Annotated in this window: 13 protein-coding genes and 4 pseudogenes; 13 read left to right on the forward strand and 4 right to left on the reverse strand. The window is 65.7% G+C overall.

Annotation, left to right across the window (positions count from 1 at the left end; all coding sequences use genetic code 11):
- Positions 1-3: 3 nt before the first annotated feature.
- A pseudogene (locus OG254_RS00660) lies at positions 4-375 on the reverse strand (transposase); the annotation flags it as partial.
- A 310-nt stretch (positions 376-685) separates the two neighbouring features.
- On the opposite strand from OG254_RS00660, the gene OG254_RS00665 reads away from it, so the two are divergent.
- The 10 genes and pseudogenes from OG254_RS00665 (at position 686) to OG254_RS00710 (ending at position 10870) form a co-directional block, all read left to right on the forward strand.
- The gene (locus OG254_RS00665) at positions 686-1555 is read left to right on the forward strand and encodes an IS5 family transposase (protein ID WP_405576315.1); all 870 of its coding nucleotides are present in this window, start codon (positions 686-688) and stop codon (positions 1553-1555) included.
- The gene (locus OG254_RS00670; protein ID WP_405576317.1) at positions 1552-1974 is read left to right on the forward strand and encodes an acyltransferase domain-containing protein; all 423 of its coding nucleotides are present in this window, start codon (positions 1552-1554) and stop codon (positions 1972-1974) included. Before OG254_RS00665 ends, OG254_RS00670 begins: the two co-directional genes overlap by 4 nt.
- The gene (locus OG254_RS00675) at positions 1974-2354 is read left to right on the forward strand and encodes a hypothetical protein (RefSeq protein ID WP_405576319.1); all 381 of its coding nucleotides are present in this window, start codon (positions 1974-1976) and stop codon (positions 2352-2354) included. Before OG254_RS00670 ends, OG254_RS00675 begins: the two co-directional genes overlap by 1 nt.
- A 171-nt stretch (positions 2355-2525) precedes the next feature.
- Complete coding sequence (locus OG254_RS00680; protein ID WP_405576321.1) at positions 2526-3266, forward strand: alcohol dehydrogenase catalytic domain-containing protein; 741 nt, start codon at positions 2526-2528, stop codon at positions 3264-3266.
- Between the two features lie 256 nt (positions 3267-3522).
- Positions 3523-4929 (forward strand): aminotransferase class V-fold PLP-dependent enzyme, encoded by a 1407-nt coding sequence (locus OG254_RS00685; RefSeq protein ID WP_405576323.1) that lies wholly within the window; start codon positions 3523-3525, stop codon positions 4927-4929.
- 123 nt (positions 4930-5052) lie between these two features.
- Positions 5053-6714 (forward strand): ATP-binding cassette domain-containing protein, encoded by a 1662-nt coding sequence (locus tag OG254_RS00690; protein ID WP_405594762.1) that lies wholly within the window; start codon positions 5053-5055, stop codon positions 6712-6714.
- 81 nt (positions 6715-6795) lie between these two features.
- Entirely contained in the window at positions 6796-7527 is a 732-nt protein-coding gene (locus tag OG254_RS00695) for an IS3 family transposase (RefSeq protein WP_405576325.1), read from the forward strand.
- Positions 7528-7624: 97 nt separating this feature from the next.
- Positions 7625-9297 (forward strand): annotated as a pseudogene (locus OG254_RS00700) (IS1182 family transposase).
- A gap of 301 nt (positions 9298-9598) precedes the next feature.
- Positions 9599-10003 (forward strand): transposase family protein, encoded by a 405-nt coding sequence (locus tag OG254_RS00705; protein WP_405576327.1) that lies wholly within the window; start codon positions 9599-9601, stop codon positions 10001-10003.
- A 111-nt stretch (positions 10004-10114) separates the two neighbouring features.
- On the forward strand, positions 10115-10870 hold the full coding sequence (locus OG254_RS00710; protein WP_405576329.1) for a transposase family protein: 756 nt from the start codon (positions 10115-10117) through the stop codon (positions 10868-10870).
- Between the two features lie 27 nt (positions 10871-10897).
- On the opposite strand, the gene OG254_RS00715 is transcribed toward OG254_RS00710, so the two are convergent.
- The gene (locus OG254_RS00715) at positions 10898-11755 is read right to left on the reverse strand and encodes a carbohydrate ABC transporter permease (RefSeq protein ID WP_405594764.1); all 858 of its coding nucleotides are present in this window, start codon (positions 11753-11755) and stop codon (positions 10898-10900) included.
- An 85-nt stretch (positions 11756-11840) separates the two neighbouring features.
- Positions 11841-12230: pseudogene (locus OG254_RS00720) on the reverse strand (transposase family protein); the annotation flags it as partial.
- Positions 12231-12316: 86 nt separating this feature from the next.
- Between OG254_RS00720 and OG254_RS00725 the strand changes: the two are divergent.
- Positions 12317-12825: pseudogene (locus OG254_RS00725) on the forward strand (transposase family protein); the annotation flags it as partial.
- A 10-nt stretch (positions 12826-12835) separates the two neighbouring features.
- Here OG254_RS00725 and OG254_RS00730 read toward each other — a convergent pair.
- Positions 12836-13579 (reverse strand): transposase family protein, encoded by a 744-nt coding sequence (locus tag OG254_RS00730; RefSeq protein ID WP_405576331.1) that lies wholly within the window; start codon positions 13577-13579, stop codon positions 12836-12838.
- 440 nt (positions 13580-14019) lie between these two features.
- On the opposite strand from OG254_RS00730, the gene OG254_RS00735 reads away from it, so the two are divergent.
- Both OG254_RS00735 and OG254_RS00740 read left to right on the forward strand, forming a co-directional pair.
- Complete coding sequence (locus tag OG254_RS00735; protein WP_405576333.1) at positions 14020-14484, forward strand: ATP-binding protein; 465 nt, start codon at positions 14020-14022, stop codon at positions 14482-14484.
- 179 nt (positions 14485-14663) lie between these two features.
- Positions 14664-15560, forward strand: a complete 897-nt coding sequence (locus tag OG254_RS00740; protein WP_405576335.1) for a sugar-binding transcriptional regulator — start codon at positions 14664-14666, stop codon at positions 15558-15560.
- Positions 15561-15596: the final 36 nt, after the last annotated feature.

Below are 15596 nucleotides of genomic sequence, written 5' to 3' on the forward strand. Positions count from 1 at the left end.
CCAGGCGGCGACGTTTGCCGAGGTCTTCACGCTCTGTGCGTCCACAACGGCCGCGGTCGGATGCGCATCGCGCCCGTGAGCCCGCCGGGACTTGTCGCGTAACAGGTCGTGAACCTGCTGGGTGGTGCCGTCCGCTTCCCACTTCGCGTAGTAGTCATAGACGGTCTTGTAGGGCGGGAAGTCGTGCGGCAGATACTCCCACGGGATGCCGGTGCGGTTGACGTAGAGGATCGCGTTCACGATCTCCCGCAGATCGTGCACCCGGGCCGCCGTGCCGGGTCCGGTCCGTCTCGCTCGCCAGGCGGTGAAGACCGGTTCGATCAAGGCCCATCGGGCGTCGGACACGTCACTGCGGTACGGACGACGAACACTCACACCTCATGCAACGACGACCAACGACGCCAGTCACAAAAACATCCCAGAACACCAACTACCTAGATCAGATGCCCTCTTAGAGGTCGTTTTCATCTGCAGTGTGGGGACGGATCCGTGTTTGTGTGCGGTGATGGTCTGGTGCTGGTGGATCTGAGGGGTCGAATGTGACTGACGGGTCGGATGGTGTGGTGTTTGAGGCGCGTGTCATCTTGCGCCTGTCTCATTCCAAAACACCCCAGTCTGTTCCGTGCTCCCGCGAGGCCGACCGCACGCCTGGGCGCACGCCCCCGGCCAGCGGTATGCCCGGGACATGACGGAACGTCGTGCATATCCGAGTGACCTGTCCGATGCACGTTGGGAGTTGATCGAGCCGGTGCTGGCGGCCTGGCGGTTCGAGCGCCGCGGTCGGGCCCTGGACTTCGGGCGGCCGCCCCGGCACGATCTGCGCGAGATCATGAACGCGATCTTGTACGTGGACCGCACCGATTGCCAGTGGGCCTACCTCCCGCACGACTTTCCGCCCTGGCAGTCGGTCTACGGCTACTTCGCCCACTGGCAGAGGGACGGCATTTTTGCCCAGCTCAATGGCCTGTTGCGGGAGTTGGTGCGAGCACAGGAAGGCAAGGGCCGGCACCCCTCGGCCTGTGTCGTCGACGCGCAAAGCGTCAAGACCTCCACCTCGGTGCCCGCCAGGACGCAGGGTGTCGACGCCGGCAAGAAGATCGTCGGGCGCAAGCGCAGCATCATCACCGACACCCTCGGCCTGCTTTTGGCGGTGCTGGTCACCGCGGCCAGCGTCCAGGACTCCACCGCGGGCCGCGCCCTCCTGGGGCAGGTTGCTGCCGACCATCCCGGCCTGCGCAAGGTGTGGGTCGACCGCGGCTACCGCAAGCACTTCATCGAGCATGCCGCCACCCTCGGCATCGACCTCGAAATCGTCCAACGCGCCCCCGCAACCAGGGGTTTCACTCCGATCCCGAAACGCTGGGCTGTCGAACGGACCTATGGCTGGCTGATGCTGCACCGCCGCCTGGCCCGCGACTACGAGACCCACCCGCACCGCTCCGAAGCCATGATCCACCTCGCCATGACCGACCTCATGGCCCGCCGCCTCACCGGCGAGAACACCATCTCCTGGCGCGACCCGACACCAGGCCATCAAAGCCGCATCCAGGGATGAAACGACCTCTTAGCCCCCAGCCGCCCGCTCTCCCCATCCCTGGCAGGTCGGCGGAGCATACAGTCATGAACGCTGACTACTGGTACCAGGGCATCCGTCGGCCCGTGCTCTTCGAGCAGGCCATGCGAAACGCCCTCGATCAGGAGTATCGCCAGTTCATTGAGGTCGCGCCGCGCCCAGTCCTACGCAGCGCCATACAGGACAGTGCGGCAGACACCGCAATCGACGTCGGCGTCGTACGCACCTTGCGCTGCGACGCAGGGGACACGGCCGATTTCACCGGCGCCCTGGCGGAGGCTCACGCGAACGGCATCCAGCTCGCCTGGTCCAAGCTGTGTCCGGACGCCGAGGAAGTCGACCTGCCCACGTTGGTTTCGCCCTCCACCCCGCCCTGCTGGACGCGGCCCTGCACGGGCTGATGCCCAACGAGGATCAGGAAGACCAGTACGACGAGCGGCAGATTCTACTTCCCTACGCCCTCGACTCCGCTGAAGTATTCACAGCTGGCGCGACGACCTTGCGCACGACTCTGACCACGGCCGGCCCCGATCACGTGGATATCTGCGCCACCAATCCTGCAGGGGAAGAACGTGGTCGAAGTGCGCGGCCTACGGCTGCGCCCGATCACCGCCCGCGCTTGGCGCGCTACCCTGACCGCCGCCCCTGTCACACTGCCCTATCTGGCGTCCCGTTGCTTCTCCCGATGCCTCGCAGACCCCGGCAACGAGCCGCTGGTATGCCATCGGGACCTCCAAGATCCTGGCACAGGACCACAGCTTCAACCGGATGCAAGACCTGATCATGGCCCTGCTGCCCGACGAGTCGACCCCCTAGGTGATCTTGCTGGACTGCCGCAGCATAGTGGGCTCGTACCCGCTGGTGAAGAACAAGGACCTGGCCCGGCAAGTCCGTGATCGGCTGCACCACGTCTTGGCCGACACAAAGGCGTTCCTGGCCGAGCCGCGTCTGCGTGACGCGGCTGGTGCTGCTCACCCGCCACGCCCACAGCACCACCTTTGGCGAGCCCATCGCCGACCTTGCCGCGGCAGCCTGTGCCGGAATGCTCCGCTCGGCCCAGAATGAGTATCCCGGTCAGATCCAGCTCGTCGACACTGAGGGCGACCAGCCCGACTTGGCCGTTCTGGCAGCTGCGGCGGCAACAGGGCAGCCGCAGATCGCGGAACGCGGCGACCGCATGCTGGCCCAACGGCTCAGCCGCGCGCACAATGGCGAGTGCCTGGACCTACCCGCCGACGGCACTACCTGGCTCCTTGCGGGCTCCGCCTCTCACATCTTCGAAGAGATTGCGGCAGTACCAGCGCCGGATCTGGGTGAGCCCGTAGCCGCTGGCAAGGTCCGCGTCCGGGTGGAGACCTCCGGCGTGAACTTCCGGGACACGTTTGCCTGCCTCGGCATCCTCGAGGACTCCCCCATCGGCAAGGAAGCAGCGGGAACAGTCGCCGAGGTCGGCGAAGGCGTCAACAGCCCGCGTCCCGGCGACCGAATTCTTGTTCTTGCATTCGCATCAGGCGGAAGTTACGCGCCGATGATGGACGTAGGCCACCAGTACGTCGTCCCTCTGCCGCTGGGGTGGACACCCACACAGGCCTCCGGCCTCTTCTGTGCCTTCGTAACCGCATATCACGGGCAGTACGAGCTCGCCGATGTACGGCCCGGACACAAGGTGCGGAGCTCGGCTCACCAGCAGTGAAAGGCTCGGCGGCCATCATGCGGAACCCCCGGCGCTCGTCCGGCAGACCGCCGCCCTGCGCGTACCGCATAACGAGCGGCGTACCGCGAGGATCAAGCCCTGTCACGACAACCCGATTCATGCTCAGTAGGTCCAGGGACCCTGGCTGGGGCTGTCCGAGAGGTGGTGTCATCTCTGCAAGGACGGGCCCAGACCAAATTCTCCGAGCAGTACGGTGCGGAGATGAACAAAAGATTCGATGGTGGAGGGACGCTTAATGCTTGAAGCACAGGTCAGCGGGGAGTCCCGGACGGTCACCGCGATGCGTGCCGCAGAATTCGGCTACCTCGACGACGGACAGCATGTCTACCTCGACCACACGGGCGCCGGGCTGCCGCCACGGTCGCTGCTACAAGGGCACGTCGAACGCATCACCGGTAACTGTTTCGGCAATCCGCACTCGGAGAATCCGACGTCCATGGCGTCCAGTGAACTGCTCTCGCAAGCCAGAGCTGCGGTGCTTCGGCATTTCAATGCGGATCCCGCCGAATACGCTGTGGTGTTCACACCCAACGCCTCCGGCGCCTTGCGGCTGGTGGGCGAGGCCTACCCCTTCAGCCGAGGCAACCGACTTGTTCTCTCCGCCGACAACCACAACTCGGTCAACGGGATCCGCGAGTACGCCAGGGCAGCACACGCAAAAGTGGTCTATGTCCCGCTGAACGATCCCGAACTGCGGGTCGATGAACGGGATTTGTTCGATGCCCTGCCCATCAGACGGCGGCGTCCCTGCGGTCTGCTGGCCTATCCCGCCCAAAGCAACTTCACCGGGGTCCAGCACCCACTGGAGTGGGTCGCCGCGGCTCGTGCACGGGGATACGACGTACTGCTCGACGCGGCGGCCTTCGCCCCCACCAACCCCCTGGATCTGTCCCTGGTCCAACCCGACTTCACCGTGGTCAGCTGGTACAAGGTGTTCGGCTATCCCACCGGCGTAGGCAGCCTGATCGCCCGCAAGGAGGCGCTGGCGCGGCTGCGTCGGCCGTGGTTCGCGGGCGGCACCATCCGGATCGTGAGCGCCCTGGCGCAGTGGCACCTGCTGGCCGACGACGAGACGGCCTTCGAGGACGGCACCGTCAACTTCCTCTCGATTCCGGATGTTTCAGCTGGTCTGGAGTGGATCGACGGCATTGGACTGGACGCCGTGCACGCACATGTAATGGAACTCACGGACCGCCTGCTCACCGGTCTCCGGGAACTGAGGCACTCCAGCGGTCTCCCGATGGTGCGTTTCTACGGCCCGGCCTCCACGGAGCGCCGCGGCGTTACCGTCGCCCTGAACTTTCTGGACCGGGACGGCCGGGTCGTCGACGAGCGGATCGTCACCCGCGACAGCGCACGGCTCGGCATCTCGCTGCGCGCGGGCTGTTTCTGCAATCCGGGTGCGGGCGAAGCCGCGTTGTCGTTGACTCTGCAGACGTTGCGGTCGTCGATGCGCCGCCCCTTCCACACCATGGACGAGTTTGTGGAGAGGCTGGGGTTGCCGTCAGCCGGTGCTATCCGGGTGTCGCCCGGGCTGGCAACCAATACTGCTGACGTGGATGCGTTCCTGCAGTTCGCCCGGCATGCCTACCGCGACCGGATTCCCGACACCGAAGGCCTCATCCCGCGGCTCGGTTGCTGACCCTACGGGTCTTATGGATCAGGGCCAGCACAGGCGGCGGCTATCACGGACAGGGCAAAGGAGCCCGTGGCTCGGGCACCCTCGAAATCAGCCTGGGTAAGAACTGGGGGAAACTTGAAGGTGATGAACATGGTGACTACAGGACTGCACATCGCGGCCCGTGGTGCTGGGCAGTCGGTGCGCGGCGCCGGCGAGGTACTGCGCGATGTCTCATTGGACCTGATGCCCGGACAACTCACAGCCGTGGCCGGTAGCAGCGGTGCAGGAAAGACCATCTTGCTGGAGACGCTGGCCGGGCTACGCGTCCCCAGCAACGGTGAAGTCCTGCACAACGGCATCAGGCCGGCGCGGTCAGGACCCGGTTTCGGCTATGTCCCGCAGGATGACATAATCCATCGTGAACTTCCCCTGCGACGCACTTTGGTGTACTCTGCGGGGCTGCGCATGCCCCCTGGTACGGCCGCTGAGAAGATCGACACAGTAGTGGCCGAGGTGCTTGACACGTTGGGCCTTTCCCACCGTCTTGGGACGCCCGTCGGAGCACTCAGCGGGGGCGAGCGCAAACGCGCGAGTATTGCCGTCGAGCTCCTGACCCGCCCGGGTGTCCTCTTCCTCGATGAGCCCACATCGGGCCTCGACCCGGCCACCGGTGCCGAACTCATGCGAACCCTGCAGAAGCTGGCCAGCCAGGGCACAACGGTAGTATTCACCACCCATACCCCTGCAGACCTCGCCTACTGCGATCAGGCGGTGTTCCTCTCTTCCTCAGGCTCGCCCGCCTTCGTAGGGCCGCCCGAGAACCTCTGCCCGGCCTTCGGCGTTGCCACCGTGGAGGAGGTCTACGGGGCGGTCGCAGCCGGAAGCTCCGCAACACCGCTACCGCCGGTCACCGCCACGGCCCATGCGTCGGCCGCAGCCTCTCAGGTCCAGCCAGCCGCCCCGGGAGCCGCAAGCCAATGGCTGCTGCTGACCCGCAGGGCAACTGAGATCCTGCTGAACAACCGGCTTTCGGTCGCGGTGCTCGTCGGCTCGCCGATGATGATCGTGGCGATGTTCGCGTTGCTCTTCCGCGCGGACGCCTTCGACCCCGCCTCGCCCGACCCGAGTTCCTCGGCGATGATTCTCTTCTGGATTGCCTTCGGAACGTTCTTCTTCGGCCTCACCTACGGTCTGCTCCAGATCTGCACCGAGCTGTCCGTGCTGCGTCGCGAGCGCCTTGCGGGACTGCGTATCGGCCCGTACGTCGCGTCGAAACTGACCGTGTTGCTGCCGGTGCTCGCCGCCGCCGATGCGCTGTTGCTCGCCGTGCTCCGCGCCCTCGACCGGTTGCCCGCAGCCGATGCGGCCACGTACATCTCCCTCTTCGCGACCGCTGTACTGGCATCAGCTGCCGCGCTCGCCCTTGGACTGCTCGCCTCGGCCACAGTTTCAGAACCTGGCCAGGCTACCCTCTTGCTACCAATGCTCTGCTTCCCGCAGGTTCTCTTCTCCGGCGCCTTCGTCCCCGTGCCCCGGATGGCCTGGGGCGGCCAGGCGCTCAGCTGGGCCATGACTAATCGCTGGGCCTTCGAGGCGCTGGGCAGCGGCGCCGGACTCGAAGGGCTGTGGCGCTCCGGCAACTCACCGCTCGGGCCGCCACTGCTCGCCTCCTACGGTGACAGCTTCGTGCATTCGGCGGCGCGCGGCTGGCTGATCCTCGGCGGGTTCACTCTGATACTGCTTGCCGCCACCTGGGTCGTCCTGGTCCGCAAGACCCGTGGGGCCAGCAGCCGTTCCGCTGACTGAGACCTTCGGTCCCGGGACCTGATCCGCCGGAGCTGTTCGCGGACGACACCCCCCGTGCCGCCTTTTCCCCTGGAGATTCCCATGCCTGTGCCCAAGCCCGCCCGCCGCAGTGGCAGGCCCGGTCCACGCACGGTCCGCGATGCCGGGCTCACCGAGAAGATCGCCGAAGTCCACGAGCGGTCCCGCGGAACTTACGGTGCTGCGCGCATCCATGCCGTCCCTGCAGCGCGAAGGCGAGAGTTGCGGCCGCCGCCGCATCGCGAGACTGATGCGCCGGGCTGCAGGCGAGGGCACCGGACGACGATCCCTGACCCGCGGGCCGCTGTCCGGCCCGACGTCGTCGTCCGCAACTTCGCTGCCGACCCGGCCGGCCTCAACAGCCGCTGGTGCGGTGACATCACCTACGTCCCCACCGAGGAGGGCTGGCTCTATCTGGCCACCGTCATCGACATCGCCTCCCGCCGGGTGGTCGGCTGGTCCGCCGCCGACCACCTGCGGACCGAACTGGTCACTGACGCCCTCCGGTCCGCCTGCGGCCGGCGTCGTCCCACCCGGCCGCTGATCTTCCACTGCGATCGCGGCTGCCAGTACACCAGTCAGCACTTCGCCACACTGGCAACGGAGTTGGGCATCCGCCCGTCCGTCGGCCGCAGCGGGCAGTTCCGGGACAACGCGCTCGCCGAGTCGTTCTTCGCCACCATCAAGCGGGAGTTGCTCGGAACGCAACCCTGGCCCAGCCGGGCCGCCGCCCGCACGGCGATCTTCGACTTCATCGAGAGACCCTGTTGCCCAATTCGAGTGAAGCCAGCGTGATCACGGGGCATGCGGCGTCCGGGGCCATGAGCGTGTTGTGCGACGGTCTCAAGGGCACGAGCTGGGTGTCCGGCCGCGGGGAACTGGGGGTGCGGCGGTGTCGATGCGCTCGGACTCAGGAGCGGAGGTTCCTGCCCTGACGCGGGATGTGGCTCGCGCGGCGTGCCCCAAGGGCTGTCTGGCCATGAGGATCCGGGACGGCCTCGGTCCGCTGTTCTCGGATGAGGATTTCAAGGCGGCCTTCGGGGTCAGGGGGCGTCCCGGGATCTCGCCCGGCCGGCTGGCCCTGGTCAGCGTCCTGCAGTTCGCCGAGAACCTGACTGATCGCCAGGCCGCGCACGCAGTGCGGGCCAGGATCGACGTGAAATACCTGCTGGGCCTGGAGCTGACCGATCCCGGCTTCGACCACACAGTGCTGACCGGGTTCCGGGACCGGCTGCTGGCGCATGGCATGGAAGCGAGGGTCCTGGACCTGCTGCTGGAGCGCCTCGCCGAGCTGGGGCTGGTCGGCTCCGGAGGGAGGCAGCGCACGGACTCGACACACGTACTCGCCGCGGTCCGCGGCCTCAACCGCCTGGAGTTCATCGGCGAGACGCTGCGGGCGGTGCTGGAAGCACTCGCCGCAGCCGCGCCGGACTGGCTGCGCGCGTCGATGGACCCGGCGTGGCAGGAACGCTACGGGGCGCGGGTCGACGCCTACCGACTGCCGACCGACGAGCAGGAGCGGCGCACCCTCGCCCGGCAGATCGCCACTGACGGATACCGCCTGCTCGAAGCTGTCTTCGCGCCGACGGCGCCAGGATGGCTGCAGCAGGTGCCTGCCGTCACCGTCCTGCGCACGGTGTGGGTGCAGCAGTTCACGCGCACCGTCACCGACGGCGAAGAGGAGGTGCCCTGGCGGGGAAGGACGATCTCCCGCCGAGCAGAGCAATGGTCGCCTCGCCCTACGATCCTGAGGCCCGGTACGCCAAGAAGCGCGGATCCGCCTGGGTCGGCTACAAGATCCATCTCAGTGAGAGCTGTGACGACTGCGGGGCGTCGAAGCGCCCGCACTTGATCACCCACGTTGTCACGACCGACGCCACGGTCAACGACGCGATGGTCGTCGAGGAGGTCCACGACCGACTCACCAGCAAGGGTCTCTTACCAGGGGAGCATCTCCTGGATGCTGGCTACACCTCGGCCGAGCTACTGCTCACCGCGCCGACCACCCGTGGCGTCAGCGTCGTCGGCCCAGTCCGGTCCAACAACACCCGGCAGTCGGCATCGGGCGGAGACTTCGGCAAGTCCGCCTTCACCATCAACTGGCCGGCCAAGCACGCACTTTGCCCGACCGGTGCCACCAGCAGGTATTGGACGGAGGGAGTGGACAACAACGGCCGGGACGCGATCCGCATCCGCTTCGCGACCGCCACCTGCGCGCCCTGCCCGGTGCGCGATCAGTGCACCAGATCCACCCAGTACGGGCGGCAGCTGACTGTCCGGCCCCAGGAACAGGACGCGGTGTTGGAACGCATCCGAGCGGAGCAGTCCACCGACGAGTGGAAGGACCGCTACGCGGCCCGCGCCGGCGTCGAAGGCACCATCCACCAGCCCGTCGCGACCGCCGGCGTCCGCCGGACCCACTACATCGGCCTGGCCAAGACGCGGCTCGCGCACATTCTCACAGCAACCGCCATCAACTTGATCCGTCTCGACGCCTGGTGGAACGAAATCCCCCTCGCACGCACGCGCATCTCCCGACTGGCAGCCCTTGACCTCGCAGCGTGAGGTGTATTGGGCAACAGGGTCATCGAGAGCTGGTACAACTTGCACCGACTGCACAGCAGCCTCGGCTACCTCAGTCCCGCCGACTGCGAGACCGCACTCGTAGCCTGACCACCACACCGACGGTGTCCGTCAAAGCGGAACAAACTGGCTCGTCGCGCGTTTAGCGAAAGACCTCATATGGATCTTGGTGGGCCGTGATCATGCGTCGTGTCGGTTGCTGATCTCATCGCGGTTCTGTTCCCGCATTTCGTCCGCTTGCACGTCGAGTCCGTCAGGGTGACAGGCCGTACGGTTCGGATACATGCACGCGGCCGGGAGCCCTCTGCGGCCTGCCCTGGCTGTGGCAAGTGCGGAGAGGCGGGTCCACAGTCGGTACGAGCGCAGGCTCTCCGATACGGCCATTTCGAACCAGCAGACCGTTCTTCACCTGCGAGTTCGCCGCTTCTTCTGTGACGACGGCGGATGTGAGAAGAAGACCTTCGCCGAGCAGGTCCCGGGACTGACCTTCCGGCATGACCGTTGCACTGTGCTGTTACGGAAAGTCCGCGAGGCCATCGCCTTGGCGTTGGGCGGCCGGGCTGGCGCCCGGCTCGCCGAAGTGCAGGCCATCGGGATCGGCAAGGACGCGCTCTTGCGTCTCATTTCGGGCCTTGCCCGATCCGGTCCCGGGCAGTGTGCGGGTGCTCGGCGTCGACGATTTCACTGAGCCCTTTTCAAGTTGGCGGCGTTGACCACGTGTTGGACGGGCTGACTGAACGAGGAAGCGCCTGGTAGACGGTGTCACAACCAAGATCCACCGTGCTGCCAGGAGCTTCGAGTGCTTGTGTACCCGTCGGCGATCGACCTGCCCAGCCGTACCTTGCGCTACCTGACAGGGCAACTGGCCGCGCGGCGGCGCGAGATCGGCACTCGATGGCGACGTCTGGCAGCCGGGCGCCAGGCCCTGCTCGTCCTGGCTCATCTGCGGTGCGGTGACACTTACGCCCGGCTCGCCGCCGGGTTCGGGATCGGTATCGCGACGGTCTACCGCTACATACGCGAGGCCGTCGATCTCCTGTCCGCCCTCGCTCCCACCCTGGCCGAGGCCATGGACACGGCCCGGAAGAAGGCATTCGTGATCCTGGACGGCACCCTCCTGCCGATCGACCGGATCGCCGCCGACACCCCGTACTACTCCGGGAAACATAAACGCCACGGCATGAACGTCCAGGTCCTGACCGATCCGTTCGGCCGTCTGCTGTGGGCCTCGCCCGCCCTGCCCGGCTCGACCCACGACCTGACGGCAGCCCGACGCCACGGAATCGTCAACGCGCTCGCGGCCGAGGGGCTCAAGTGCTGGGCAGACAAGGCGTACCAAGGTGCCGGACATCCCGTCCGCGTGCCGTTCCGAGGCCGCCGGCTCAAGCGGTGGAGGCGACGCCACAACACCACCCACGCAAAGATCCGCTGCGTCGGCGAGCAGGCCATGGCCATCCTGAAGGGCTGGCGCCTCCTGCGGAAACCCCGCTGCAGCACGACCCGGATCACCGACATCGTGAAGACCGTCTTCGTCCTTCACCAGGCATCAACGTGAGGATGAAAAGCCTCAATGACTACGGCTTCACTTGACTGCTCCCAGCGAAAAACCCTGGACAAGCTTGCCCTGAGCGGCGAATCCAGCGGCCAGCACCGGCAGTGAGACCACAACGGCTGCCGCGCAGACCTGGGCGAGGAACAGTCCTTGGCTAGTGACGAAGCGGGTCAGGAAGACCGGCGCAGTCGTCGCGTTGACCCCGGTGAGTACGCGAGCGAACAATATTTCGTTCCAGCTGAAGATGAAGCAGATGAGCGAGGTTGCTGCGATGCCCGGCGCGGTGATCGGAATGATGATTTTGTGAACAACGGTGAGGATTCCGGCACCGTCGATTGCTGCAGCCTCAAACACATCCACCGGGATCTCTGCGAGAAATGAGCGCATCATCCATACCGCGATCGGCAGATTCATGGCGGTGTATAGGACGGCGAGCAGCCAGATGTTGTCCAGCAGCCCTAGCTCCTTGGCGAAGAGGTACACCGGGAGGAGGCCCGCGACGGCAGGCAGCATCTTGGTCGCCAGGAAGAAGAACATTACGTCGGACCATCGGCGCACTGGTTTGACAACCAACGCGTACGCCGCAGGGATCGCGAGGGCAAGGACGAGCACGGTCGAGGTGATCCCCGCGGTCCCGGAATTGATCAAGGCTGGCCAAGGGCTGGCCCCGGTTGAGGCGCCGAAAAACTCGCGATAGCCCTGGAGCGTCAGGGGCGCGGTAAGTGAGGGGGGATTCGTGGCGGCATCCGTCTCGCTGTGAAGAGAGGTCAACACCATCCAGGCGACTGGTGCGAAGAAGGCCAGCCCTGTGGCCCAGGCGGCCAGTCCTCGGATGGCACTGGGGTGATGTCTGGCTGAGTCGCGGTTGTGCCGGCAATGCGATGACAGTGCCCTAGCAATCCTCATGGAGGTCTCCCTTCGTTGGTGGGCGGAACGGGGGCCAGATGTAGCTAATGACCTGAGTGAGCGTCTTTCATCGTGAGTTCGTGCAGATCAGGAGGGTGTGAACTGCTCGGACGATGCGGCCGAGGCGATTGGTTGAACAGCGTGCCCTTCGGAGCAGGCGCCAGGACTTGAGCTGGGCGAAGGCGCGTTCGCCGGGTGCCCGGAGTCGGGCGTGGTCGCGGTTGTACTGCTGGTAGGGCTCGGGCAGTTCGCGGTGGCCGTAGTAGGGGGTGCGGACGGTGGCGCCGACGCCTTGGTAGGCGCGGTCGGCCAGGATGAGGATCTGGCGGGTCAGGCAGGCTTGGATGATGCCGTGGGCGCGGGCGGCGGTCAGGTCGTGGGTCCGTCCCGGCGTTGCCCGTGAGAACCACAGCGGCGTACCGTCCGGCGTGGTGATGACCTGGACGTTCATGCCGCAGCGGTCCTCACTCTGGAGCGGCAACGCTGAAAGTCTCACTCAACACGACCACCGGCCGGGGGGCTTCGTTGGTTCCGTATCCTTACATGGTCGACGTCCCGCACGAGCTCGTTGAGCACGTTGCGTGGCTCATCTACGCCCGAAGGCGTGAACTGAACTCACCGTGGCGGAAGCTGGGTTGCTTCAAGTAGGCCCTGCTCGTCCTGGCTCACCTGCGGAAGAACGAGACGTTCGCCCAGGTGGGAGCCGGGTTTGGCGTCTCGGAAGCCACCGCGTGGCGGTACGTCGACGAGACACTCGAGGTCCTCGCCGCGTGGGCGCCCGGCTTGCGCGAGGCACTGCTAGGCTCGGGGGAGGGCGACTTCGTCATCGTCGACGGCATGAACGTGCAGGTCATCGCCGCCCTGGACGGCACACCTCTCTGGCTCTCCCGCGCACTGCCGGGCCGCACCCACGACCTGACCCCGCCCGGACACACGGCATCGTCCAAGCCTGCCTCACCTGCCAGATCCTCATCCTGGCCGACCGCGCCTGCCAGGGCATCGCCGCCACCGTCCGCACCCCCTACTACCACCACAGTATCCAGCCACTCCACTGAGCCTCTTTCAACCTGAATAGTCGCAGGTCAGGAGGGTGTGGACGGCTTGTACGATGGTGCCGATACGGCGGGTGGAGCACCGTGCCCGCCGCAGGACCCGCCACTGCTTGAGTTGCGCGAAGGCGTGTTCACCCGGAGCCCTCAACTGGGCGTGGTCGCGGTTGAACTGCTGGTAGTGCTCGGGTTGTTCGCGGTGGTGGTAGGGGGTGCGGACGGTGGCGCCGGCGCCCTGGTAGGCGCGGTCCGCGAGCACAAGGATCTGCCGGGTCAGGCACGCCTGGACGATGCCGTGAGTGCGGGCCGCGGTCAGGTCGTGGGTCCGCCCTGGTGTCGCGCGCGAGAACCAGAGCGGTGTTCCGTCCGGCGTGGCGATGACCTGCACGTTTATCCCGTGCTTCCTGTGCTTCTGTGAGTGGTAGGGCTCGTCGGCCTTGATGCGGTCGGTGGGGATCAGCGTCCCGTCGACGATGACGAAGTCGCCCTCACCGAGGCCGGCCAGGGCCTCGTGCAGGCCGGGTGCCCAGGAGGCGAGGATCTCGAGCGTCTCGTCGACATACCGCCAGGCCGTGGCCTCGGACACCCCGAACCCTGCCCCGACCTGCCGATACGTCTCGTTCTTACGCAGATGGGCGAGCACGAGCAGAGCCTGCTTGAAGCAGCCCAGCTTCCGCCACCGCGAACCACGTTCACACCTTCGCATGTAGATGAGCCAGGAGACATGCTCAACCAGCTCGTACGGGACGTCGAGCATGGAAGGATACGGAACCAACAGAGCCCCTTGGCGCCGGTGTCGAGTGAGATCAACACCGCCAACGACCAAGGGGCTCTGCCATGTCACCAACAACCCACCTGACCTGCCCTTTCACCCCCCAGCGACAGGTTGAAAGAGGCTCACTATGCTCATATGAGCAACTATCGCTCAATTTCTCAAAAAATCTACGCTGGAGCACCTTCAAGCTATTGACATCGCCTTCCATCGGTCTTTAATTGAGACATAGGTCCACACATGAGATGTATGAGCTCATATGAGTAGAGTTGCAGCGCATACTCGTTTAGCGCAACCAGTCGCCCGAGGCGAACGACTCTCACACCCCACACCGCAGCATTAGCTCGCAGGTGTCCCACGCAGAGTCCGCGGCAACCTCAACGGGTGATTCGTCTACCGATTGAAGGGCCGAGACAATGGATGCCGTGGCTGAGATTGCGACTCTCCCTGATACAGAAATAGCCTCCGCCTCGCTCATGTTGGAGCCGGCCCTGTCCGCCCCCCGGCGGGCGCGGTCCTTCGCCAGGGAGTCTCTGTGCCGTTGGGGGGAGATCGAGGAACTCATCGAAGCGGCCGTTCTGATCGTCTCTGAGCTGGCCACGAATGCCGTCTGTCACGGCGCTTCGGTCCCCGCGGCCGAACCTGAGGGGGCGCCGGACTCGTTCATCAGTCTCACGCTGGCGCTGCACTGCGAGTCGCTCCAGATCGAGGTGTTTGACGGTTCATCGATCCTGCCTGTCCGGCGCGCAGCCGGACACGAAAGTGATTGCGGACGCGGGATAATGATCATCGAAGCGCTTGCCGGGTCCTGGGCATCCGGCCTGGTGCCCGACGGCGGCAAGTGGGTCAGGGCCTCCCTACCGCGCGCAGTCGACGCCCTCGCCCAATGACCTGTTCGTCACAGCCGCTTTTGCCGGACACCCACTTCGGTGACGTGACGACTCTTGGGTCCACGGCTGAATATTTCGCAGAATGGGCGGTGAGTCACCACGTGAAGACTCAGGGAAGACGACGAGCTGCGCTCAGCGCAGGCCCGGAAGAATTGGTTCAGACGGCTGCCATGGCGCGGATGTTCTATCTTGATGGCAAGTCAAAGATCGAGATAGCGGAGGAATTCGGCATCAGCCGCTTCAAGGTGGCCCGGAGACTCGAAACCGCCCTCCAAGACGGATTGGTCCGACTCGAGATCCACCTTCCCGCTGAACTGGACGCCGAACGCTCCGAAGCCCTGCGCGTACGGTATGGCCTGAGCCACGCCGTCGTTTTCAAATCGGCGCATGAAGACCCAGACGATCCGGGGCTGTCAACCCGCCGCCTCGGCGTGGTTACCGCGGGCCTGCTCGCTGAGATAGTCACGGAGGGCGATGTCCTGGGGCTCATCTGGGGCCCCGAGATCGACGCGCTCGGCCGTGAACTGACCGCACTGGCGCGGTGTACAGTCATACAGCTATGCGGTGTGACGCCGCTGCGGCCGGTGAATGCGGACACCGTGGGGGCTGTACTCCGGGCCGCTGCGATAGGGGGAGGTGCCGCCTACCCCGTCTACGCGCCGCTGCTGCTGCCTGACAGCGCGACAGTCCGGATGCTACGCGAGAAACCAGGCGTCATCGAAGCGGTTAGCCAGTACGGCCGGGTCACAAAGGCGGTCATCACAGTCGGCGTATGGGGGCCGAGACTGTCCTCCGTCTACGAGGCGCTCAGCGAATCCGAACGCGAGGAATACGAGCGCCAAGGAGTGTGCGCCGAAGTGTGCGGATACCTGCTCGACGCGGAGGGTCGGAGCATCGCCCCGGAACTAACCGAACGGATGATCGCCGTCACTTTCGAGGAGCTACGCCGAATACCCGAGGTGATTCTCCTGGCTGACGGCGTCGAGCGGGCCACCGCCACGTCGGCAGCACTGAAGACCGGCCTATTCAACGGAATTGTTGCGAACTCGGGGATAGCCGAGCGTTTGCTCGAATGATGGCTCGACTCTGCCGGCCCCAATCGGCCTGCTCAT

Origin of the sequence: Streptomyces sp. NBC_01092, assembly GCF_045039535.1 — a bacterium.
Taxonomy (GTDB): Bacteria; Actinomycetota; Actinomycetes; order Streptomycetales; family Streptomycetaceae; genus Streptomyces.